Source organism: Neobacillus canaveralius, from assembly GCF_047237705.1.
GTDB lineage: Bacteria > Bacillota > Bacilli > Bacillales > Cytobacillaceae > Neobacillus > Neobacillus niacini_K.
This window is the reverse complement of sequence record NZ_JBDFLL010000001.1, coordinates 5,730,546-5,753,946: the sequence shown is the minus strand read 5'-3', so window position 1 is coordinate 5,753,946 and position 23,401 is coordinate 5,730,546. Positions and strand designations below refer to the sequence as shown.

Genomic DNA, 23,401 nt, shown 5'->3' with positions numbered 1-23,401 from the left:
GGTAAAATTATTTAATATGTTGAAAAAGTAGTTGTTCGGAGGGTTATGATGAAAAACATTTATCAGGATGATAGCTTAGCACTGCATACTGATCTATATCAGATCAATATGGTAGAAACGTATTGGAGAGACGGAAAATATAATAAACGCGCAGTATTCGAATTGTTTTTTCGTAAGCTTCCTTTTGGGAATGGTTATGCGGTTTTCGCTGGCTTGGAAAAAGTCATTCAGTTTATCCAAGGCTTCCGCTTTACAGAAGATGATCTGGAGTATTTAAAAAATGAAGTCGGCTACCAAGATGACTTTTTAGACTATTTAAGGGGAATGCGCTTTACGGGTACCATTCGCTGCATGAAAGAAGGCGAGCTTGTTTTTGGAAACGAGCCGATTTTAAGCGTAGATGCCCCGCTTTGTGAAGCTCAGTTGATTGAAACAGCACTACTTAACATCATTAATTACCAAACATTAATTGCGACAAAGGCTTCTCGTATTAAACAGGTGCTTGGAAGTGAAATTGCTATGGAGTTCGGTACTCGCAGGGCGCAGGAAATGGACGCGGCCATTTGGGGAACGAGAGCTGCATACCTTGCTGGATTCGATGGAACAAGTAATGTGCGGGCGGGTAAATTATTTCAAATTCCTGTTTCTGGTACACATGCTCACTCGATGGTTCAAGCCTATAAGGACGAATATATTGCCTTCAAAAAATATGCTGAATCTCATAAGGATTGTGTCTTTTTGGTTGATACATACGATACTCTTAGGTTGGGTGTTCCGAATGCAATTAAAGTCGCTAAGGAGATGGGCGATTCTATTAATTTCATAGGAATCCGTTTAGACAGCGGTGACCTTGCTTATCTTTCAAAGGAAGCACGAAAACTGCTTGATGAGGCAGGATTAAAGGACGCAAAAATCTTTGCTTCAAGTGATCTCGACGAGTATACGATTCTCAACTTGAAGGCACAAGGTGCAAAAATAGACAGCTGGGGCATTGGGACAAAGCTTATTACCGCTTACGAGCAAGCGGCACTAGGGGCTGTCTACAAGATTGTTTCGATTGAAGATGCGGACGGCAAAATGGAGGATACGATTAAAATCTCTTCCAATCCGGTAAAAGTCACGACACCTGGGATTAAGAATATTTACCGTATTATCAATAATAAGAATAACCATGCTGAAGGTGACTACATTGCGCTCGAGGATGAAAAACTGCCGGAGAAGCGCCTGAGAATGTTCCACCCAACGCATACTTATATGAATAAAATCGTGACAAACTTTACCGCAAAAGAGCTTCATGAAGTGATTTTTGAAAAAGGTGAGCTTGTCTATGAAATGCCATGCCTCGAGGAGTCGCGTGACTATTTAAAGCAAAACCTAGACGCCCTCTGGGATGAGTATAAACGTACAATGAATCCGGAGGAATATCCGGTCGACCTCAGCCAAAAATGCTGGGATAACAAAATGAGGAATATTGAAGAAGTAAAAGAAAAAGTGGCTGAAATGAAGGCAGAATAGGTAGTGTAAGGCATCCATTATTAATTGGGTGTCTTTTTGTATGAAAAATAGGTTGAGGGTTTATCACAGGAACCCGCGAGAATTCTCACGAATAAATAGGAAATCCCACGGGATTATGTCTAAAACCCGCGGGACCATCTCAGTTTATTTTTGTTTAAAGAAATCCATGAACGCATGGTAAATTTCTATGCCTTGAAAGGTTAGCATACCAGCTGCAGTTACTGAAAAAATACCAATCATAACAAAACGAATCCACATCATTTATTCCTCCCCTTTGTGTAAGTTTTTAACTTATCAATTTAGGGGAGAGGATTACATAATTGGATTGATGAAAAACCGGGATTAGAAAGATGGAGTTCCTGGTGTGGTTATCAGAAAAGATTCTGTGAAGGGTGACTACGACCAATGAGATTAGGCAAAGTACTTTGACAAAATCAAGATAAAATAAATGTTTTTCCTCATCATCCGTTTGTGTTTTTATACTCCAATCATCAATCAAAAGCACAGCTTTATTTGAATGATGTGATTGAACGAATAGATTGGAAGTATGAAGAACGGAAAATGAAATGAAGGCAAGCAGCAATGCGATGGGAAGAAAATATACCTTCTTTATCGTAACCACCTCCTTCCATGGGATTGTTATTATTATAAACACTATCACCATATTGTTAAATTAAAATGCTCCGACAATTTACGCGATAAGAATTTGATATACATTCATAATATGGCGGATTTCGCAATTAGACTGGGTTTGTGGTACAATCTTGCTAGTCAAATCGGAGTAAAGGAAGTAAATAATGAAGAAGACGATACCGGTTAAAAAAAATGATTATATAGATGTGGTATTTGAAGATTTAACTCACGATGGTGCAGGGGTCGCAAAGGTGGAAGGCTTCCCGTTGTTCGTACCAAACGGGCTGCCTGGCGAAAAGGCGCAGGTTAAAGTGATTAAAGTGAACAAGGGATACGGCTTCGGGCGTTTGATTGAAACTTATGAAAAAAGCCAATACCGTGTAGAAGTTCCTAACAGTGAGATTCATAAATATGGCGGCTGCCAGCTGGAGCACATCAGCTATGAAGGACAGCTGAAATATAAAGAGAATCAAGTGCGTCAGGTCCTGACAAGGATCGGAAAACTAGAGGATGTAATCGTCCACCCAATCTTAGGGATGGACAACCCATGGCATTATCGAAATAAAGCTCAGGTACCTGTTGGTGAAAAGGATGGAAAGCTGATTGCTGGTTTTTTCAAGCCTAGAAGCCATGAAATTGTAGATACTGATGAAAGTTTGATACAACTTCCTGAAATAAACGAAGCTGTGCAGGCAGTGAAGGGAATATGCAGTGAACTTGGGATATCAGCTTATCATGAAGAGTCACATAAAGGTGTTCTGCGACACATTATGGCCCGTTATGGACAACAAACAGGGGAACTAATGGTGGTGCTTGTTACCAGAACCACGGATATTCCAAAAAAAGACAAACTAGTTGAGGAAATTGTTGCACGCCTTCCAAAAGTGAAGTCGATTGTCCATAACGTTAATTCAAAGCGTACAAATGTAATCCTTGGCGAAAAAACAACAGTACTTTGGGGTAATGAAGTTATCTATGACACGATTGGTGATGTGAAATTTGCCATTTCTGCTCTTTCTTTTTATCAGGTAAATCCTGTTCAAACAAAGGTTCTTTATGATAAAGCGCTTGAGTACGCAGGGCTCAGTGGGGAAGAGTCAGTCATCGATGCCTATTGCGGAATCGGAACGATATCACTGTTTTTAGCACAAAAGGCAAAGAAGGTCTTCGGAGTAGAAGTGGTTCCAGAGGCGATTGAAGATGCGAAACGGAATGCAGAGTTAAATGGAATGACAAATGTAGAGTTTGCAGCCGGGGAAGCGGAGGTTGTGATTCCTAAGTGGTATAAAGAAGGGAATTCTGCTGATGTGCTTGTCGTGGACCCGCCGCGCAAGGGCTGTGATGAGACATTTCTGCAAACGATTATTAAGATGAAACCTAAAAAGGTTGTCTACGTATCCTGTAATCCAGCTACCTTGGCACGGGATTTGAGGATCTTAGAAGATGGTGGGTATAAAACTGTGGAAGTGCAGCCGGTGGATATGTTTCCGCAGACTACACACGTTGAGTGCGTATCGCAGTTAGTGTTGAAATAGTCTGCGATCACCACTCAAGCCATTGTGAGGCAGTGGCAAAGGTAGTTTTGAAAGAAGAAGCAGAAGCCTGATAGGTTTCTGTTTTTTTGTTTTTGAGAGCAGAAGGTGAATTAGATAAAAATTGTAGAATTAATTTATCATGTAATAAGCATCTCTGAAAATATAGACACTTATTACATGAAAGATCGATTTTGCGTGTTATGGATCATCTTGGTCTAGTTATGACTAAGTTATTCTATTTATTGATGACATATTACAAATCAAATCTCTTAAGAGAGAATAAAGAAATATCAAAACTACTTTTCCCTTTTTGCGCCAGTTGGCCGAGCACTTCTCCCATAACGCTACCAAACTTAAAGCCGTGGCCGGAAAAACCGCATGCAATGATGATATTTTCATGTTCAGGGTGATAATCAATGATAAAGTGATTGTCACTTGAGAGGGTATATAAGCATGTTTTTCCTTGTTTTAATTCTCCATTTGCTTTAGGCATATAGGTTCGGAGGAAGAATCTTAGGTCCTCTTCATCTGTTTCGTATTGACCAAAGTTCTGTTTGTGTTGGTTAGGATCAATAGCTTGACCTCCATCTGATCTTCCTATCTTAAGGCCTGCTCCGTCTTTGCAAGGAAATCCATAACACATATTCGTATCGTCCTCTACGTAAAAAGAGGGGAAGTTGGTGATATCGTAAAGGTCTGCAGGGGCGTCAAACCAGCCGAAGGCTTTACGGGTTGGCCGAATAGGGAGATTTAAGTCTGGTAATAGTTTGGCTACCCATGCTCCTGCTGTAACAATCACTTTTTTCGCATAATAAACCTGGTTTTCAGTTGAGATTTTTATATTGTTCATTTCTTCCATCTCAATTTGCTGTACGGGTGTATTTGTAACAAGTTTTGCTCCATTATTAATGGCGATTTCTTTATAAGCTTTAATGGCATTCTCACTATAGATGAGGCCTGATTCTGACTCAAAACAACCAATAAAATGATCTGGTACTGAAAAACCTGGCCATCTTTCTTTTATTTCTTTGCTATTTAGAATATCTAATGGCAAATCATATTTATTAGCAGCCTCAATCGTTTCTTGAAGAAAGGAAGAATCTTTTGGACCTAATCCAAGAACACCGGTTTTTTCAAAGATTTTATAGGTGGTGTGCTGTTCTAATTCCTCCCATAATTGTTGTGCACGTTTTACTAGTGTTACATACTGTCTGCCTTCACCATAAGCATGTCGAATCATACGGGTATCTCCGTGATGGCTTCCATGATGATGTGGTGGGTCGAAAGCATCGATTAACACAGTGTTTACTTTCTGTTGAGCTAAAAAGGCACCGGCAGCTATTCCCATTGTACCAGCACCAATAATTGCTACATCAAAATAGGCTTCTTCTTTCAAGTTCATTTCTCCCATCTTTTTATCCTGAATTCTCAAAATCTATAAGATTTAGTGTTATACTAAAATCAGATTATTTAGTGAATTGTACATAGTGAAAAAGTAGTTGACAATAGTATTAATATTAAATATTATCATAATATACAAAAAATAACATAAAAAATGAATAACTTATCACGAGAGACCGAGGGACAGGCCCGACGACGTCCAGCAACCATCATTCCATGAAGGATGAAAGGTGCTAAATCCTGCAGAGTGTTTCATTCTGAGAGATAAGGTTTAGATAAAAAGCCTCTTTCTGATTGGAAGAGGCTTTTTTATTTTATTGTTCTGTTTCCGTTTTAGTGATTTGAATTGGATATAAGTAATGACTTAGATTCTTATTCAATAATAATAATAAATTTATTTTAAAGGAGATAGTAAAATGAAAAAGAAATCTAGGTTATTGTTATCAAGTATTGCACTAGTAGGTTTGGTTAGTATATTAAATGGTTGTTCCTCTAAAGAAACAACAACAGCAGATGGAACGGAGGAAAAGGTTATTTTAGTTGGAACTCAAAATGATTATCCTCCTTTCGCTTATGCGGATGAAAGTAATGCACTTATCGGATATGATATCGACGTAATAAAAGAAATTGATGAAAGATTAGAGGGGTATACCTTTGATTTTGTTGCTACTCCATGGGACAGTATGTTTCTTGCACTAGAATCAAATAAAATTCAGGCAGTTGCCGACCAGGTGGCGAAAACATCTGAACGTGAAGAGAAGTACTTGTTTACAGACGAATCTTATTTTGCTGCAGAAACCGTTATTGTTGTGAAATCAGGTCGAACAGATATTCAAACAGTAGAAGATTTAGAGGGGAAAAAAGTTGGAGCTTTAGCTGGTGATTCTTATACATTATTACTTGAAGAACATAATAAAAAAGCAGAAAATGATATTATTTTAAAATATAGCGAAAGTGGAACCCCTTCAGAAATTTTACAAGATGTACAAAATGGACGTGTGGATGCCTATGTAAATGACCCAATTATGATTCATTCTGTTATAGAAAAATATAATATAGATTTAGAAGTTGTAGGACAGCCTATCGTGAATGATAAGATTGGAATTGTTTTTAAAGATGGAAAGCAGGGAGAAGAGTTAAAAGGATTAATTGATCCTATTCTAAAGGAACTCAAAGAAGACGGTACATTAGCTGACCTGTCAGTCAAATGGACGGGTGGAGAATACATCCCTGAATAAGGCTGTAAAGGGAGGAAGAAATGGAAAATTTATTGGATATTCATTTTTTAATAGAAAGCTTTCCTGCGATAGTTGCACGATTACCTATTACAATTGGAATTGCCGTAGGTTCGTTGATTATTAGTTTATTTATTGGGCTTACTACAGCACTGATAAAAATTTATCGGGTACCCGTATTAAAGACAATCTCTTCTTTTTATGTCTCTTTTATTAGAGGAACCCCTCTCTTAGTGCAGATATATCTTGTGTTTTATGGAATACCAAAAGTGATTTACTTTTTTCAAACTGAATATGGATGGATCATGAATATTGATGTAAATATCATTGCACCGGAAGTATATGCTTTATTAGCCTTTTCAATTAATTTAGGTGCTTATTTGTCTGAAACGATACGATCAGCGATTGAATCTGTTGATCGTGGTCAGTTTGAGGCAGCCAGAGCTATAGGGTTGAGTCCCACTCAAATGATGCTGAAAATTATTTTCCCGCAGGCTTTATCGGTAGCCATACCTAATTTAGGTAATATGTTTATCAGTACAATTAAAGACACTTCTCTAGTCTTTATTATTGGGGTTATTGATATCATGGGACAAGCCAAAATTCTTGGTTCTCGTGGTTTAGCCTTTTTTGAAGTCTATATAGCAGTTTCTATTGTTTATTGGATCATTTGTATTATAGTCGAGAGATTGCTAGTTATAGTAGAAAAGCGTGCCCGGAGATATGAAAGAGGGGTTATCTCATGATTAAAGTGGAAAATCTCCATAAATATTTTGACCAACAGCATGTGTTAAAAGGAATAAATTTTTCCGTTAATAAAGGAGAGGTTGTTTCTATTTTAGGACCAAGTGGTTCAGGGAAATCAACCTTATTACGCTGTATCAATTTCTTAGAACAACCTACAAAGGGCATCGTTGAAATTAGTGGAAAGAGAGTAAATATTGAATCCGCTAGAAAGGTAGATATTCAGTCTTTACGATTATCCACAGGAATGGTCTTTCAACAGTATAACTTATTTAAAAATTTAACAGTGTTACAGAATGTCATGATTGGCTTAACAAGTGTGAAGAATATAAGTTCGAATGAAGCGAAGAAGGTAAGTGCAGAAATCCTAGAAAAAGTTGGTCTTCAAGATAGATTGGAGCATTATCCAGTACAGCTATCTGGTGGACAACAACAAAGGGTTGGTATTGCTCGAGCACTGGCGCTCAATCCAGAGGTTTTATTATTTGATGAGCCGACTTCATCGCTTGATCCAGAGTTAGTTGGGGAAGTGTTAACTGTTATAAAAGATGTAGCAAAGGAAGGCAATACCATGCTGATTGTCACACACGAGCTTAATTTTGCTCGTGAAATTTCTGATCGAATTATCTTTATGGAAAATGGAATGATTCTTGAAGAAGGAACAGCAGAACAAATGTTTACAAATCCAAGTGTTGAAAGAACGAAGCAGTTTATAAGTAAAGTATTAAAAAGGTAGGCTATTTTACTAGGAAGAAGGATAAGTAAAATGAATCCGATAGAACAGATCTTAGAAAATTATCCAATTATGATTATCGATGGAGCAATGGCTACAGAGCTTGAGAATTATGGGTGTAATCTAAATGACCGTTTATGGTCAGCAAAGATATTAATGGAAAATCCAGAGCTAATCAAGCAGGTTCATTTAGATTATTTTAAAGCGGGTGCAGATTGTGCCATAACAGCTAGTTATCAAGCTACTATTGAAGGTTATGAGGAAAGAGGGCTATCTGAAAAAGAGGCCGCTGATTTAATTAAAAAGTCTGTTCAACTTGCTATTAATGCACGTGATGAATTTTGGGATAATACCGAAAATCGGAAGAACAGACCTAAACCAATAGTGGCTGCATCAGTCGGTCCATATGGTGCCGTTCTTGCGGATGGTTCTGAATATCGTGGGGATTATGTATTAAATGAGGATGAACTAGTTTCTTTTCATAGAGAGAGAATTAGAATACTAGTTGAAGCTGGTGCTGATATCCTAGCGTGTGAAACCATTCCATGTCTGATAGAGGCTAAAGCAATAACAAGGGTGATAAGAGAATTCCCAGAAATCTACGCTTGGATTAGTTTTAGTGCAAAAGATGAGCTTCATATTAGTAATGGAGAAAAAATGTCTGATTGTGTGATGTGGCTAGAAGGGGAGAAGCAAATAGCTGCCATTGGTATTAATTGCTCATCACCAGATTTTATTGATTCATTAATTAAAGAAATAAAAGGCAAAACTTCTAAACCAATTATTGTTTATCCAAATTCAGGTGAAGAATATGATGCTACGAATAAAAAATGGAATGAAGGAGCTTCTTCTAAACAATTTACCATGTGCACTCAACGCTGGTACGAAGAAGGAGCAAAAATAATAGGTGGGTGTTGTAGGACGAAACCTGAAGATATAAAAGCTATTAACGATTGGGCACGTAAGTAGCTTTAACTTACGGGCGGCATGAGGTAATTACCACTAAATAATCTTTAAGCACTTTCCTTAAGTAAAGGGAAAGTGCTTTTTCTATGTTTCTCAATTTTTTTAAGGAAAGCATGCATAAAAAAATATTTATTATTAATGTAAACTTTTCTCTACGTAATACGTCTTGTAGACGGGAGGACGATAATGGATGGAATTAAAAAGAATCATGAACTTAATGTAGAACTTAATATTGTGTATAGATACCTACTTAAGGTTGGCATTCCAAAGATGGATGCGGAGGATGCGGTTCAGGAAGCTGCATATAAATATCTTCTTTATTTCGATTCAATCAAGAACTCAAAAATACGCAGTTGGTTAATACGGGTTGCGTTAAATTTCTATTATGATCAATGCCGTAAGCAAGGGAGGTTTGAGTTGAACTTAAACGAAGAGCTTTTGAAAGTAGATATAAAAGAGCTTCCTGAAACAATCTTTCTAAAAAAGGAAAGGAACAGTGAGCTTGGAAAGGCACTCTCACAGTTGAAACCTCATTTTCAAGAGCTGTTGCTGTTAAAATATCAATCAGGACTTACATATGAAGAAATTTCAAAACTATTAGAAATAAGAGTTAGTTCCATAAAGACGAATTTATTTAGGGCTAGAAAAAAGCTAGAGGAAATTTATAAGGAGGCAGCCTATGAGTGATAAGCGTGAACCCAAAAATGGTGAGGAAATCGATTTTATAAGTAGTCCTTCCATACAGAAGGCCATCAAAAAATCAAAAAGGAAACAAACCATTAAGTATGTAACCATTACAGTTCTTACGACGACTTTATTATTGACCATTCTTTTTATGGGCAGTCAATATATTTTAACAAAAAGAATACAGAACCAAGATATGTTTTATGAAAGTGTTCACGGAGCAAATATTTCACCTGGAGGAACTTCCTATAATTACAACCTTTTTAGTATAACTGCAGAGACAACCTACCGTAAAAACATAGGTGACCGTTCTATACTTTGGGATAAAAAGATTGAGAAAATTCCTCTAATCGGAAGAATTGAAACACTAGAAAAAGGAAGCGGAATGACAGAAGTCAATAGCCTAAATCCAGAAGCACAAAGATATGTTCGTTATAATGATTTCAACAATGAAAGAAAGATAGATTTTTATTATCCAGGGTTGGAATATGACTATTTGCCTCACGAACTCGATATTGCCGTTGGGTTGGATGAGAATACGTTAATCGAAGTGGCCCTTTCTTTTAAAGAACCAATGACCATTTCAGAAGTGGCAAATAAGCTTGGAAAAGGAAATGTCAATTGGCTTTGGGTTGATACTACTTCAGCCTCTCAAATGGAAAGAATGGAAAGAGAGCTAGATAGTGATAGTTTGAAGACTAAGGGAGGAGGAGGTGCCTTTGGGTTTGCGGTTATGCCTGAATATCCTTACTCTGAAGAAAGTGGGGAAGGGTTCGTCGGAATGCTGGAACAGTTGAGGGATAAAGGTATCCATAAAAGTACAATTAAGGAAGCCTTGAAGGGAATTAAAGAAAATACACAAGCGACAAATGGAAAAGTCCGTTTAAATGGAGCCGTTGTAACAGGTACTCCAGTTGAACTTAAACGGTTTCAGGAACTTGACTTCATCCGAGCATCTGTCCTTGGCGCTACAATCGATAAATATTAATTGTAAATTAATAATGGTTGAACCTGTTAGCCGGTATTAAAAGTGAGGCGGCTGAGAGTGGACCCTCTTTAGCATTACTAATACAAACATCTGGGATATTATGCAATCGCGTCCGGATTTTTAGTTTAGATCCATTGATTCCAATTGAAACATTGATTCAACTGCTTAAAAAACTCACCAGCACCACATGTGTTGCCAAATACACTCCGCACACGTGGAAGCCGTCACTAAACTTGTATTAAAAGAAGGTAACTGACCCATACGTGAGTTGCCTTCTTATATTTCTTGCGATGGATTTGCGGCTCAGGGATTCCCCTTTTTAATTCTTAGGCAGAGGATTTATTATCCTCTACCTATTTTGCTTTAGACCTGCAAATGGATCATTATTATGAAGGGGTGAATTTGATCACGCAACGAGCAATTCTATCTTTTCTTTATATTTTTAATGACTGAGCAGATAATTTTTGGTTGAACACATCCGATAAGTAGTCCTCTACTGTTAAGTACAGCAATCCGTTGCCTTCGAGTTTTGGCGAGTTTCCTAGAGGAACTGTTCTCTTAATTAATTGTGCATATAGCTCAGGCTCTGTCAGATTACGCTCAAAGTTTTTGTTAGCTACATCTTTTATGAGGGCAAGTGCACCGGATATATGCGGTGTTGCCATTGAAGTTCCGCTGAGCCTAGCATATTGTCCGTTTATATACGTTGAAAGGATTTCTTCGCCAGGAGCCACTAAGTCGACTTCATTATTCGAATTTGAAAATTCAGATGAGCGTCGTTTTAGATTAATGGCTCCAACGCTAATCACTTCATTGTAAGAACCGGGATAGGAGAATTCATCTGAGGAAACCTGTCCATCTCCCTCGTTTCCAGCTGCACAAACGACTAGAATTTGATTAGTGATTGCGTTTTGAATCGCTTGATGCAATTCAGGTACATCCTCAGAACCGCCAAGGCTCATTGAGATGATAGCCACCTTTTGTTCAACTGCATAATTAATTCCTTTTATAATCCAGTCGTATTGTCCTGATCCATTTTTATTGAGCACCTTTAAAATCAGTAAGCTTGCTTCAGGTGCAACCCCAATGACTCCGTTGTTATTTTGGGCGGCAGCAATTGTCCCAGCCACATGCGTTCCATGACCATTATAGTCAGTGTATAAATCAGGGTTCCCATTATCATCATCTGTAAAATTACATCCGCCAATAATCCGTTCACTCAAATCCGGATGGGTGATATCGCACCCTGTGTCCAGTATTGCCACTGTGATTCCTTTACCTTTCGATTTCTCCCAGATTTTTGGAGCACCAATCATATTAATACCTTCAGGCACCTCAGATACCACTTCGACGACTTCATTCACTTGATACGGAATTAAACGTAATCTTTTCTCCATTTGTATCCCTCCTGACAGAATTAGTTTTCTGTGTATTCTAGGGAGTTGCTAATAGTTTAACAATTCAGAATATATTTAAACAGTTACTTTAGTTGTGTTTTTATCGAACTAACGTTCTTGTTGAGCGTAATTTAATAGACAAATTTATAAAACTATATTGTGGTTTAACGAAAGGTTGAAACATTTTTATCTAGCATGAAAGAATCTTAATAGAATTAGCATAAATGTTATCCATTCTTATAATGAAATCCCAAACCCCTATGTTAAGATAATGCAAAGCCAATTTGAGTTATTGGCGAAACATGGGCCAGTCCTTTTTGAATGATTACATGTATAACAGGAGGTCTCTTTATGAAACAAAAAATAATTGCAATGTTGCTTGCGATATCAATGCTTCTTTCTATTCCTTCTACGAGCTTTGCAGATTCAGTCGAAGGAGATGTCATGGTTTCATTAGGAGAAAATCTAACCGAGCAGCAAAAAAATGATATGTTAACAGAGTTAAAGGTACCAGATAACGCACAAATGATTACAGTATCCAATAAAGAAGAGCATGATTATTTAGGGGAGTTTATTCCTAAGTCACAAATAGGTTCCCGTGCGATTTCATCAGCAAGTATTACAATGGGGGCGAAAGATTCCGGGTTAGAGGTTCAGACAAACAATATTACATGGGTTACGGATGAAATGTATATCAATGCATTGACTACAGCCGGTGTAAAGGATGCAGCTATACAGATTTCCGCTCCGTTTGAAGTATCAGGTACAGCTGCTTTGACAGGAATTATGAAAGCTTATGAGGCGACAACGAATAAAGAAATTCCGGAAGAAATAAAAAAAATGGCAAATGAAGAAATGGTGAAAACCGCCCAGCTTGGTGACTCGATTGGAGCTGACAATGCTGCTGCTCTCATGGGAAAAGTCAAGGATGAAATCGCCAAGAATGAACCGAAAACAGAAGCTGACTTGCGTGCGTTAATTGAACAAGTGGCCGCAGAGCTTGGGATTACATTAACAGATGGAGAGTTAGATATGTTAGTAGACTTCTTTAACCAACTGAAGGCGATGGATATTGATTGGAATCAAGTAAAAGAACAGTTAAGTGTGACCGCAGAAAAAGTCTCGACATTTTTGCAATCTAAAGAGGGGCAGTCATTCCTGCAGAAGTTGCAAGATTTCTTAAATCGCTCGCTTGATACGATTCGTGAACTCACTGCTTAATGTACACAAATAAAACTTTTAATGCCCCTCTTTATCGAGATGGGGCTGTTTTACTTGTTTAATATTGACAATTTTCTCTCTGCTTTTGAGATAAAAAGCTGATATGTGAAAGGATCATACTGAATCTAATCAAGCGTTTGTGTAATGTATTTTTATGGCGAAAAAAGTTATTTTCACAATTCCTGCAGATGATTAGCGAAAAACGTTACTATTTCCTCGACAATAATTTCTCCTCAAAACTAGCCAAGGTCCGTTTTTCAAAAGGGTTCTTGGACATTTAATCAAACGTTTGATTAGGAGATGCTGTTCGAATTTTGTTGAATACTGAGATGTATTTGTAGATTTGGTAATAATAAAAGGAGAAATTAACACTAGAAGGTGGATTTTCTATGGAAAGAATCATTTTGTGGGCATTGTTACTAGTTGGAATTACCCTATTAATATTCAGTTTAAGAAAGCCCTTCATTAAAGACTGGATTTTAATTTTTTTATTGAATGCTTATCTTTCAACGTTTATTGGCGTTCTTGTTGTAGAAGAAAACATGCTTGAATATCCAATAAGGTTTTTAGATAACTATTTCACTTCGAGCCTTCTGTATGAATATCTTCTCTTTCCCGTTGTTTGTATTTACTTATATCAAAAAACGTATCATTCCAGCTTTAAAGCCATTTTTCTATATTGTTTATTGTTCACCTCTGCCTTAACAGTCATTGAGGTTCTATTTGAAAGATATACCGATTTAATTGAATACCATACATGGACATGGATGCACACATTTATTAGCACCTTTATTCTAATGTTTTTTATCCGCAGTATTATGCAATTAATAAATCAAAAGGTAAGTTAAATTTGAAAGAAATCCGGCACAATGAATGAGCTGGATTTCTTAAGTCTCCTTCCCCTAAGGTGATGAAAAGACTTTTCGAAAGTGTCTGTTCAAACAATCTTCAGGTCATCTTTGACCCAGTAAATTATTTAACAATAAGTACATCGTATTAAATATAACACTTTACAAACGTTGAATTTGTTACGTATTTAACTAAAGTTGGACGCAGAAAACGTACAACTTTAAACAATATTTTGAAGAATAGTACAATTGACATAACAGCAGCGCCGTGCCTATAATACAAGCTGGTGTGTTAATAATAGTATATCAGTTTGGAGTGACAATATTGGAGAAGACAGTTACAACCATTAAAGAGATAACAGCTAACCCTGCTCCACTTGGTTTAATGGGATTTGGTATGACAACAATCTTGTTGAACATTCATAATGCAGGATTTTTTGCATTGGATGCAATGATTTTAGGAATGGGAATATTTTATGGTGGCCTAGCACAAGTAATAGCGGGCATCATGGAATTTAAGAAAAACAATACATTTGGAACGACAGCATTTACATCCTATGGCTTTTTCTGGTTATCATTGGTTGCATTAAAAATGATTCCACTAATGGGATACGGGGAGGCAGCCAGTTCTTTATCAATGGCCGCTTATTTATTTATGTGGGGACTTTTCACGTTATTCATGTTTGTTGGAACATTGCGTATTAATAAGGCCCTTCAAGTTGTTTTTGGAACACTTACGATTTTATTTTTCTTATTGGCGATTGGAAATTTCACAGGATCTAGCTTGATTTTAAATATAGCCGGATATGAAGGAATACTTTGCGGTTTTACAGCAATCTATGCGGCTATGGCACAAGTACTAAATGAAGTATATGGAAAAATCATTCTGCCAATTGGTGAGAGTAAAGTCCAAGAGCGTTTAGCGGATGATTCTAAAATTAGAAAAGCCAGCTAGTTATTCTATTAATAATCATTTTAGCGAAAAAAACTATGACATAACGACCCTAATCTCGCAAAAAAACTTTTGCGATTTTGGGGTCTTTTTAATCTCAAACACTTGTTCTGTCTTATGATTAACACGTTGTTTATATAAATTGTGGTATGATACTTCCTAAGAGATTTAGGAGGGCCCAAACATGTCTTCGGAGCGAAGCAACTGCTGTATTTAATGAGTTAGAAACCTCTTGAATATCGGTGCCTGTCACCCATTTTCTAAAAATGAAACATCCACATCAAAGAGGCACCGGAGGGAAGGAGAGTTATGTTGCAATTTAAGAGGATTTTTCATGCAGTGAGGATTTTTTTTGAACGGAATGTTTGGCTTAAGGTTAAGGGGAGTATTCGTTATAAGTTAATGGTTTTAATGCTTTCGGCGATGATTTTGCCTTTACTTATTTTAATTGTCTTTTCGATTAATGTTTCGCAGCGCAATTATGAAAAGGAAGTTGTTACTTCCAATGAGTCGAGGATTATTTTAGCGGGCAAGTATATAGATGAGAAGTTGAATGAAAGTGATAAACTCTTGTTTTCAAGTCTACTTGATGACAAATTAATACCAAGTATTAGCCGAAGCAATGAGGGAGATATTCCACTGGATTATAATACGCTCGAATATATCCAAGACAAATTGTACTCTACCTATTATCGAAATGACTATATTGATAGTATTTCGATTTATGCTAAGGAAACTCAAAAAGTGTATATGTTGAAAGAGGATGAATTCCATTTATTAAATCTATCCACTATCGATGGGACAAACTGGGACGAATTAAAGGTTAGTCCTCATTATGTTTTTAAGAGCGGGCTTCCACAAGAGAATTACTCCCTGACTCGGAGCATTATTCGGTTTGAGGACCGTGAAATCGTCGGGGGGATATCCTTTGATATTAACTGGAATACAATCGACAGTGTGATTGAAATGTTGAAAACTGAACAGGATAGCTCCGTTTACTTACTCAATAAAGAGGGTCAAATCATTTATAACCCTAACGCTGATGACAAGATAACTTTAGATATGCAACAAATCCTCCAACAAATCGATACTAGTAAAAACGTAAACTACCTAAAAACGGAAAGCAGTTATGTTTTTTTCAAAAAGGCTTTTAACTCTCAGGTAACAATTATAAAAGTAATTCCAATGGCCATCATTATGGAAGGTGTAACAATGACTTTTGTATATGGAATTATGATTAGTATTATTTCTATCATCATTACGGTTCTTTTATCGATTTATATGTCATTGAAAACCACAAAGCCGATCATTCAATTAGTGGATGCCATGAAGGAAGTCAGCGAAAATAACTTTGAAGTGCACATTAGAACAGATCGAAATGACGAAATAGGGCTGCTGGAAAAGAATTTCACAACAATGGTTTATAGAATAAAAGAGTTGATAGAAAAAGAGTATAAAAGTGAAATTGCTACTAAAGAAGCTCAGTTTAAGGCATTACAAGCACAAATTAACCCTCACTTTTTATACAATACACTCCAGTTAGTGGGCGGAATGGCAGTTGCACATAACACTACTACTATTTATTCAATCATTGGTGCACTAAGTGATATGTTTCGCTACATTACAGGGAAGCAAGGAGACCTGGTCGATATCGCCCATGAAATCGAACATATAAAAAATTACCTCTTTATCCAGGAGCAGCGATTTGAGGGGAGAGTAGTAACTGATATTTTTGTGGAAGAAGGTACAGAAAATTATATAATCCCTATGCTGATGATTCAGCCTATAGTAGAGAATGCATTTATTCATGGATTTGAACAAAAAACGGGGATCTGGAAATTATCTATTGAAGTCCAAAAAGTTTTTGATGATCTCGAAATTATCATTTCAGATAATGGCATCGGGATACCTGTTGAGCGATTGACAGTGCTGCAACAGCAAATAAATCATATCTCTAATCCTTTAAATACCAAAGGAAGTATTGGCATATTAAATGTGGCTGCAAGGATCGAATTTTATTTTGGTGAAGATTCTGATTTTGAAATTTCAAGTGAAGTTGGAAAAGGAACACAAGTCATAATTAGATTTCCTGCGATGCTAAGGGAGGCAACAGCATGATTAAGGTATTAATTGTCGATGATGAGAAATGGACACGTGAAACCATAAAAGAGTTTGGTCATTGGGAGCAGTATGGAATCGAAGTAATGGGTGAAGCGGCTGATGGACAAGAGGCGTTAAGGTTGATTGAACAAATGTCACCGGATATTGTTATCACAGATATGAAAATGCCGGGTATTGATGGCCGGGAATTACTTCGAATCGTGGCAGAACGATACCCGCAGATAAAGCTTATCGTGGCGAGTGGTTATGACGACTTTAACTATATGCGACAGGCAATCCTTTCTAAGGTGAATGAATATTTACTAAAACCGATTAATGCAAGGGAATTAAACCATGCTCTTGAAAAGTGTACAAATGAAGTGAAAAATGAATTAAGGTATCAGTTAAAAAAGTCGCTTTCGTTTGTGAATAAGGATACCTCTGCTTTGATCTTAGAGTATAAAAAAAACATCACATCCTTTTTGGAAGAATTAAACCTTGAAGGCTTTGAAAACAGTATGCAGCGTTTTATGAGCGTCCTTCAAAAAGTGGAAGGGCTTGATACCAGTGTCCTAGCTAAAATTGAACATGATATTCTCTTATTATTAGAGGAACAAATGATCAAAAATAATTGCGATTTCTTAGTGGTGTTTGAACATCATAAGGACCTGATGAATGAAAGCGGCAATACACTTGATTCCATTATCAATAAACATATGGTTCTTGGGAAAAGCTATATCGAATATATGCTCCATTTGAAAAGAAAGAAAAGCAGAGTGGATTTGGAAGAAATAAAAGAATATATTGATCGAAATTTTACAGATTCACATCTTTCATTGGAGATTTTAGCTAACAAGTTTTTTGTAAGTAAAGAGTATTTAAGCAAAGCCTTTAAAAGAATGTATCAATGCAATATCACAGAATATATCGTAGGACGGCGTATGGAACAGGCCAGGCAATTAATCGATAATAATGAACTGCAAATAAAGAGTATTGCGGCCATGGTTGGCTATGAAGATGTGACTTATTTCTATCGTGTCTTTAAAAAGTATTTTAAAATTTCTCCGGGTGAAATGAGGCAAGGTTAAAAAAGTCCAAATGTAAGCGCTAATATTTTCAATTTTCAGTTTGAAGTTAAATGATTAATATTGATTTATAAGCTAAATATTAATCAGGGGGTTGTAAAAAATGAAGAAAGCGTTTTCTAAGTTTCTTGTTCCGTTGCTGGCCATTGGGTTGTTAGCAGGTTGTAACTCTAATGATACGGCTTCTAGTAACAGTGATGAAAAAGCAGGAAAAGAAGTAGAACTTAAAGTTTTTATCGGACAACCACGATTTAAAGAACAATATGAAACCTATTTGGACCAGTTTGTGAAGAAGGAAAAGGAAGAAAAGAACATCGATGTAACCATCAAGCTGGAATTACCAAACGTTAACCAAGCGTCACAGCTTCTAAAAACAAGATTGGCATCTGGTGATAGTCCTGACATATTCAGTCTTCATGCAGTCAATGACATCCCGCTATTTCATAAAGCCGGGTATTTAGAAGATTTATCAGACGAGCCGTTTGCGGATAAACTTTATGACACTGTTAAGCCGGCTGTCACCACTACTGATGGAAAAGTGGTTGCTGTTCCTTTGGAAACACTTCAATGGGGATATTTATACAACAAGAAGATTTTTAATGACTTAGGTTTAGAAATTCCACAAACGATTTCTGAAATGAAAGAAACGGTTGAAGTATTAAAACAAAACAAAATCACACCATTTTTGTCAACGTATAAGGATGCCTATATTCCGCAATTATTCTTACCATTAACGGTAGGTGGAACGATTGGTACGGAAGCTCCTGACTTTATAAAGAGTATGAATGAGGGTAAAAGTTCATTTGAAGAAATCAAAGACATGTTTGCCATCATGGATTTAACAAATGAAAATGGTACAGACCGTGCATTTGAAAATGGACAAGACCAAGGTGCATCGGATTTTGCTAATGGTAAAGCAGCGATGTGGGTACAGGGACCATGGATGTCAGAATCAATTTTAAAAGCGAACCCAGACTTTGAATTCGGAGTTGCACCGCTGCCAATCAACGATAATCCTGAAGCTACTTTGCTAAATCTTAGTACTTCAACTTCCCTTGCGGTTTCCAAAATGAGTAAGAATAAAGAGGTTGCCAAGGACTTTATCAATTATGTTCTAGATGAGCAGGATTCAAGTGCATTTTATGAAAGCCTAGGATTTAATGCAGTTTCTGCTGTTCATACTTTTGAACCATTCCCATGGTTAACAGAATCAACGGAATATGTGTCACAAGGAAAAGCGGTTCAAGATCCAGCAATCCCAATCGCTGTTAAGGATGAGTCGCAAAAGTTGTTCCAGAGTTATTTTGCGGGTGATGCTTCTAAGGATGAAGTAATCAAAGGATTAGACCGTGCATGGGAGCAATTCAATAAGAATAATAAGTAAACTAAATCATCATTAGCCAACGATAAAGGCAGCTTTCTAGCTGTCTTTATCATTATCAAAAACAGCCGAGCGAGGTGTGGGGAAATGTCACAGCTAGGAAAACAAAGCAGTGAATTGGTAATCGAACAGGTGCAGCCGAAATTGAAATTCAAAGCATCATCCAGAACGAAGAAGCAAAAAGCTACACTTAGTTTGATATTATTTGTTCTACCAGCATTTATATTTTATTTTGTGTTCTTACTCATTCCAATGGTTGGGGCAGGGTTTTATAGCTTTACTGATTGGAATGCGTTATCCCAAACTTATAGTTTCGTAGGATTTAGTAACTATATTGAAGCATTTAAAGATGATCCGGATTTTCGTCACTCCTTTTTCTTTACGTTAAAATATACAGCTTTCATGTTTGTTTTTCAAAATGTGATTGCGTTGCTCCTAGCATTATTTATTGAAACGCGGGTAAGGACGAAAGGTTTTTTCCGAACTCTCTTCTTTATGCCGAATATGTTAAGTCTCATTATTAGTGCGTTAATGTTTTCGTTTATTTTTTCAAACGTCCTTCCTGAACTATCACAAAAAGCGATGTTACACTTTCTTGATCAACCATGGATTGGTGATGCAAGATTCTCATTCTACTCCATTCTCATTGTTTCATTATGGCACGGAATCGGTTATATGATGGTCATTTACATGGCCGCACTTCAAGGAGTTCCGTCACATCTGAAAGAAGCAGCGATGATTGATGGCGCTAATCCTTTCCAGCGATTGATTCACATAACAATCCCAATGATCATGCATGCGATTACGATTTGTGCCTTCTTGACTCTAAATGGAGCATTTAAAGTATTTGATGTGGTTTATGCACTAACGGCGGGTGGACCAGGAAGATCCACACAGGTAATGGCGCTGAATATTTATGAAGAAGCCTTTTCTAATAATTTTAGGTATGGTTATGCCAATGCCAAGGCTATGATTCTCTTTTTCATTGTTTTAGTCATTACGTTAATTCAAACAAGAATGTTGAAAAAGAAAGAGGTGGAAGCATAATGAAAAGAATGTTTGGGGTTATCACTACACTCATACTGGCTCTTTTTGCCGCCATTTCGTTTTTCCCTATCTATATGGCCGTTATTAATTCCTTTAAAACACAAGGGGAAATTTTCGATTCCGTTTTGAATTTGCCTACTACATTACATTTTGAGAATTATACCGGTGTATTTGAGCAGCTTGACTTATTTCATAGCGCTGGAAATACAGTGATTGTTACGGTGATTGGATTAGCGGGGATTGTAATTTGTGGATCGCTAGCTGGATATAAGCTTGCTAGAACTCCAGGTAAACTAAGTAATTTTATCTTCACCTTATTTTTAGCTTCGATGCTTGTTCCTTTCCATTCCATCATGATTACCTTGACCAAAGTTGCTAAGGGTATGCAAGTTCAGGGATCCTTATGGGGGTTAGGGTTAATTTATATCGGACTTGGTGTTAACATGGCCATCTTTTTATACCACGGCTTCGTGAAAACAATCCCGAAGGAGCTTGAAGAGGCAGCTAGGATTGATGGATGTAATGATTTTCAAATCTTCACGAAGATCATTTTTCCACTTTTGAAGCCGATTACGGCGACCATCCTGATTTTAGATATTTTATGGCTATGGAATGACTTCTTACTTCCGTTGATCATGCTGACGGATGTTAATAATTATACACTGATGTTATCGGTAAATATGTTATTTGGGCAATACAATAGTGATTGGCCAAAAATCCTTTCTGGTCTTATTGTCACCGCCCTGCCAGTGGTAGTCTTCTATGCAATCTTCCAAAAATACATCCTTAAAGGAATTGCAGATGGAGCGATTAAATAATTTTATAGACTAGATAGTTAGAAGGAGATTAGATTATGAAGCAATTGTTATATGGAGTGGCGTATTACGATGAATATATGCCCTTTGATCGATTAGAAACAGATATCCAGATGATGAAAGATGCAGGAATCAATGTCGTCCGTATTGCAGAGTCCACGTGGAGTACCCATGAGCCACAAAACGGGGTTTTCGATTTTTCATCCGTAGATCGTGTATTAGAGGCGATGCATAAAGCTGGAATGAAAGTCATTGTGGGAACACCCACTTATGCCATTCCTACTTGGATGGTGAAAGAACATCCCGATGTTTTGGCCATTACTCCAAGGGGACCGGGAAAGTATGGGGCTCGTCAGATTATGGACATTACGAATCCTACCTATCTTTTTTATGCGGAAAGAATCATTCGAAAATTGATTGATCGTGTAAAAGATCATCCTGCGGTTATTGGGTACCAAACGGATAATGAAACAAAGCATTATGACACATCCGGTCCCAATGTTCAGCTATTATTTGTAAAATATATGAAAGAAAAGTTTAAATCGCTTGATGCTGTAAATAAGAAGTTTGGTCTTGATTACTGGAGTAATCGCATTAATAGTTGGGAAGACTTCCCATCAGTTGTTGGAACGATTAATGGCAGCTTGGGGTCAGAATTTGCAAGGTTTCAACGTCAACTTGTTACCGATTTTCTAGCTTGGCAGGTTTCCATTGTAAATGAATACAAGAGCAGTGACCAGTTTGTCATGCAGAACTTTGACTTTGAATGGAGAGGTTATTCTTTCGGGATTCAGCCAAGGGTGAATCACTTTGAAGCAGCGAAGGCTTTTGATATTACCGGAGTGGATATTTATCATCCATCCCAAGACGATTTAACAGGAATTGAAATTTCCTTTGGTGGAGACGTGGCCCGTTCGACAAAGGGAACGAATTATCTGGTTGTCGAAACAGAGGCACAAGCTTTTACAAATTGGACGCCATACCCTGGTCAACTTAGGCTGCAAGCATTCTCTCATCTCGCTTCAGGAGCGAATATGGTAGCCTACTGGCACTGGCATTCTATCCACAATTCTTTTGAAACCTATTGGAAAGGGCTATTAAGCCACGATTTTGAACCGAATCCCGTTTACCATGAAGCGAAAACGATTGGCAGGGATTTTGAAAGACTTTCTCCAAAGCTAGTTAATCTGAAGAAAAATAATAAAGTTGCGATACTTGTTAGCAATGAGTCATTAAGTGCTATCGATTGGTTTAAATTCAATGGTAAGAGTTCGAAAAACTACAATGATATTGTTCGAATGATGTATGACGAACTTTATAAAATGAATATTGAGTGCGATTTTGTGAATCCCACTAGTGAAAACTTTAAAGACTATCAGATGTTGATTGTCCCAGCTTTGTACACGGCACCTGATAGTTTACTAGAACGTTTAAACGAATTTGTGTTAAACGGCGGACATATTGTTTACACCTTTAAGAGTGGATTTACTGATGAACATGTAAAAGTAAGAACCACCCATCAGCCTGGGATTATTAATCAAGCATGCGGTGTTTATTACAGTATGTTTGTAGAACCGAAAAATGTATCGTTAAAAGATGATCCTTTCCAGGTGGGATCTGAAAATAATACTGTGGGTACCTGGATGGAACTTCTTACTCCAACAACAGCTGAGGTTCTCGCTTATTATGACCACCCGCATTGGGGGAAATATGCAGCGATCACGGAAAACCGGTACGGCAAGGGTATGGCAACCTATATTGGTTGTATACCAAGTCAAGCAATTATGAAAGAAGTACTACGGCATGCTGTCAAAAAAGCCAATTTATGGGGTGTAAATCAGGAACTTTCCTTCCCGCTTATTATCAAGGATGGGATGAATCAAGACGGAAAGTTGCTTCATTATTACTTTAATTATTCCGAGGAGCAACATTCCTTTACGTATCCTCATCAGCAGGGAAGGGAATTGCTAGCGGAAAGTAAGGTAGAGACGGGCCAAAACTTAGATATCGAACCTTGGGGCTTAGTTATTATAGAAGAGTCATAGATCACTGATGTTAATAAAAGGTTCTGTTGTGATTCACATCGGGACCTTTTATTATATGTCAATTTTGGAGGGATAA

At 37.2% G+C, this 23,401-nt stretch carries 20 protein-coding genes and 1 riboswitch; of the genes, 17 read left to right on the top strand and 3 right to left on the bottom strand.

Translation table 11 applies throughout. From position 1 onward, the window contains the following. Positions 1-48 precede the first annotated feature (48 nt). Positions 49-1,515, top strand: coding sequence for a nicotinate phosphoribosyltransferase (locus ABC255_RS27980; protein ID WP_412998380.1), 1,467 nt, complete (start codon positions 49-51; stop codon positions 1,513-1,515). Between the two features lie 286 nt (positions 1,516-1,801). On the opposite strand, the gene ABC255_RS27975 is transcribed toward ABC255_RS27980, so the two are convergent. Beyond that, on the bottom strand, positions 1,802-2,137 hold the full coding sequence (locus ABC255_RS27975; protein WP_412998379.1) for a hypothetical protein: 336 nt from the start codon (positions 2,135-2,137) through the stop codon (positions 1,802-1,804). Positions 2,138-2,312: 175 nt separating this feature from the next. Between ABC255_RS27975 and rlmD the strand changes: the two genes are divergently transcribed. Beyond that, positions 2,313-3,683 (top strand): 23S rRNA (uracil(1939)-C(5))-methyltransferase RlmD, encoded by a 1,371-nt coding sequence (rlmD, locus tag ABC255_RS27970; protein ID WP_412998378.1) that lies wholly within the window; start codon positions 2,313-2,315, stop codon positions 3,681-3,683. A 253-nt stretch (positions 3,684-3,936) separates the two neighbouring features. Here the strand turns inward: rlmD and solA are convergent, their stop codons facing one another. Continuing rightward, positions 3,937-5,085, bottom strand: a complete 1,149-nt coding sequence (gene solA, locus ABC255_RS27965) for an N-methyl-L-tryptophan oxidase (protein WP_412998377.1) — start codon at positions 5,083-5,085, stop codon at positions 3,937-3,939. Between the two features lie 159 nt (positions 5,086-5,244). Beyond that, positions 5,245-5,355, top strand: a riboswitch (SAM riboswitch). Between the two features lie 145 nt (positions 5,356-5,500). Here solA and ABC255_RS27960 point away from each other — a divergent pair. From ABC255_RS27960 to ABC255_RS27935, 6 genes are all read left to right on the top strand, one after another. Beyond that, positions 5,501-6,322: a transporter substrate-binding domain-containing protein gene (locus ABC255_RS27960; protein ID WP_412998376.1), complete on the top strand. Its 822-nt coding sequence runs from the start codon at positions 5,501-5,503 to the stop codon at positions 6,320-6,322. A gap of 20 nt (positions 6,323-6,342) precedes the next feature. Continuing rightward, positions 6,343-7,065, top strand: coding sequence for an amino acid ABC transporter permease (locus ABC255_RS27955; RefSeq protein WP_412998375.1), 723 nt, complete (start codon positions 6,343-6,345; stop codon positions 7,063-7,065). Beyond that, on the top strand, positions 7,062-7,799 hold the full coding sequence (locus ABC255_RS27950) for an amino acid ABC transporter ATP-binding protein (protein WP_412998374.1): 738 nt from the start codon (positions 7,062-7,064) through the stop codon (positions 7,797-7,799). Before ABC255_RS27955 ends, ABC255_RS27950 begins: the two co-directional genes overlap by 4 nt. 30 nt (positions 7,800-7,829) lie before the next feature. Further along, positions 7,830-8,765: a homocysteine S-methyltransferase gene (gene mmuM, locus ABC255_RS27945; RefSeq protein ID WP_412998373.1), complete on the top strand. Its 936-nt coding sequence runs from the start codon at positions 7,830-7,832 to the stop codon at positions 8,763-8,765. 183 nt (positions 8,766-8,948) lie between these two features. Further along, positions 8,949-9,449: an RNA polymerase sigma factor gene (locus tag ABC255_RS27940; RefSeq protein WP_412998372.1), complete on the top strand. Its 501-nt coding sequence runs from the start codon at positions 8,949-8,951 to the stop codon at positions 9,447-9,449. Beyond that, positions 9,442-10,434, top strand: a complete 993-nt coding sequence (locus ABC255_RS27935; protein WP_412998371.1) for an anti sigma factor C-terminal domain-containing protein — start codon at positions 9,442-9,444, stop codon at positions 10,432-10,434. The genes ABC255_RS27940 and ABC255_RS27935 overlap by 8 nt, the downstream gene beginning before the upstream one ends. Positions 10,435-10,868: 434 nt before the next feature. Here the strand turns inward: ABC255_RS27935 and ABC255_RS27930 are convergent, their stop codons facing one another. Beyond that, positions 10,869-11,831, bottom strand: coding sequence for a S8 family peptidase (locus ABC255_RS27930; RefSeq protein ID WP_412998370.1), 963 nt, complete (start codon positions 11,829-11,831; stop codon positions 10,869-10,871). 351 nt (positions 11,832-12,182) lie between these two features. Here ABC255_RS27930 and ABC255_RS27925 point away from each other — a divergent pair, with 351 nt between their 5' ends. The 9 genes from ABC255_RS27925 to ABC255_RS27885 all read left to right on the top strand — a co-directional run bounded on the left by ABC255_RS27925 (position 12,183) and on the right by ABC255_RS27885 (position 23,325). Continuing rightward, positions 12,183-13,052 (top strand): DUF1002 domain-containing protein, encoded by an 870-nt coding sequence (locus ABC255_RS27925; RefSeq protein WP_412998369.1) that lies wholly within the window; start codon positions 12,183-12,185, stop codon positions 13,050-13,052. A 389-nt stretch (positions 13,053-13,441) separates the two neighbouring features. Continuing rightward, positions 13,442-13,900 (top strand): CBO0543 family protein, encoded by a 459-nt coding sequence (locus ABC255_RS27920; protein ID WP_412998368.1) that lies wholly within the window; start codon positions 13,442-13,444, stop codon positions 13,898-13,900. A 325-nt stretch (positions 13,901-14,225) separates the two neighbouring features. Then, positions 14,226-14,855 carry an acetate uptake transporter gene (locus ABC255_RS27915; protein ID WP_412998367.1) on the top strand — a complete coding sequence of 210 codons (630 nt, stop codon included), beginning with the start codon at positions 14,226-14,228 and terminating at the stop codon, positions 14,853-14,855. Between the two features lie 306 nt (positions 14,856-15,161). Continuing rightward, on the top strand, positions 15,162-16,970 hold the full coding sequence (locus tag ABC255_RS27910; RefSeq protein WP_412998366.1) for a sensor histidine kinase: 1,809 nt from the start codon (positions 15,162-15,164) through the stop codon (positions 16,968-16,970). Then, a complete protein-coding gene (locus ABC255_RS27905) occupies positions 16,967-18,040 on the top strand; it encodes a response regulator transcription factor (protein ID WP_412998365.1) in 1,074 nt (357 codons plus the stop codon). Before ABC255_RS27910 ends, ABC255_RS27905 begins: the two co-directional genes overlap by 4 nt. Before the next feature lie 100 nt (positions 18,041-18,140). Next, a complete protein-coding gene (locus tag ABC255_RS27900) occupies positions 18,141-19,421 on the top strand; it encodes an ABC transporter substrate-binding protein (RefSeq protein ID WP_412998364.1) in 1,281 nt (426 codons plus the stop codon). Positions 19,422-19,505: 84 nt separating this feature from the next. Continuing rightward, complete coding sequence (locus ABC255_RS27895) at positions 19,506-20,465, top strand: carbohydrate ABC transporter permease (RefSeq protein ID WP_412998363.1); 960 nt, start codon at positions 19,506-19,508, stop codon at positions 20,463-20,465. Continuing rightward, positions 20,465-21,283: a carbohydrate ABC transporter permease gene (locus tag ABC255_RS27890; RefSeq protein WP_412998362.1), complete on the top strand. Its 819-nt coding sequence runs from the start codon at positions 20,465-20,467 to the stop codon at positions 21,281-21,283. Before ABC255_RS27895 ends, ABC255_RS27890 begins: the two co-directional genes overlap by 1 nt. 35 nt (positions 21,284-21,318) lie before the next feature. After that, positions 21,319-23,325, top strand: a complete 2,007-nt coding sequence (locus tag ABC255_RS27885; RefSeq protein WP_412998361.1) for a beta-galactosidase — start codon at positions 21,319-21,321, stop codon at positions 23,323-23,325. Positions 23,326-23,401 lie beyond the last annotated feature (76 nt).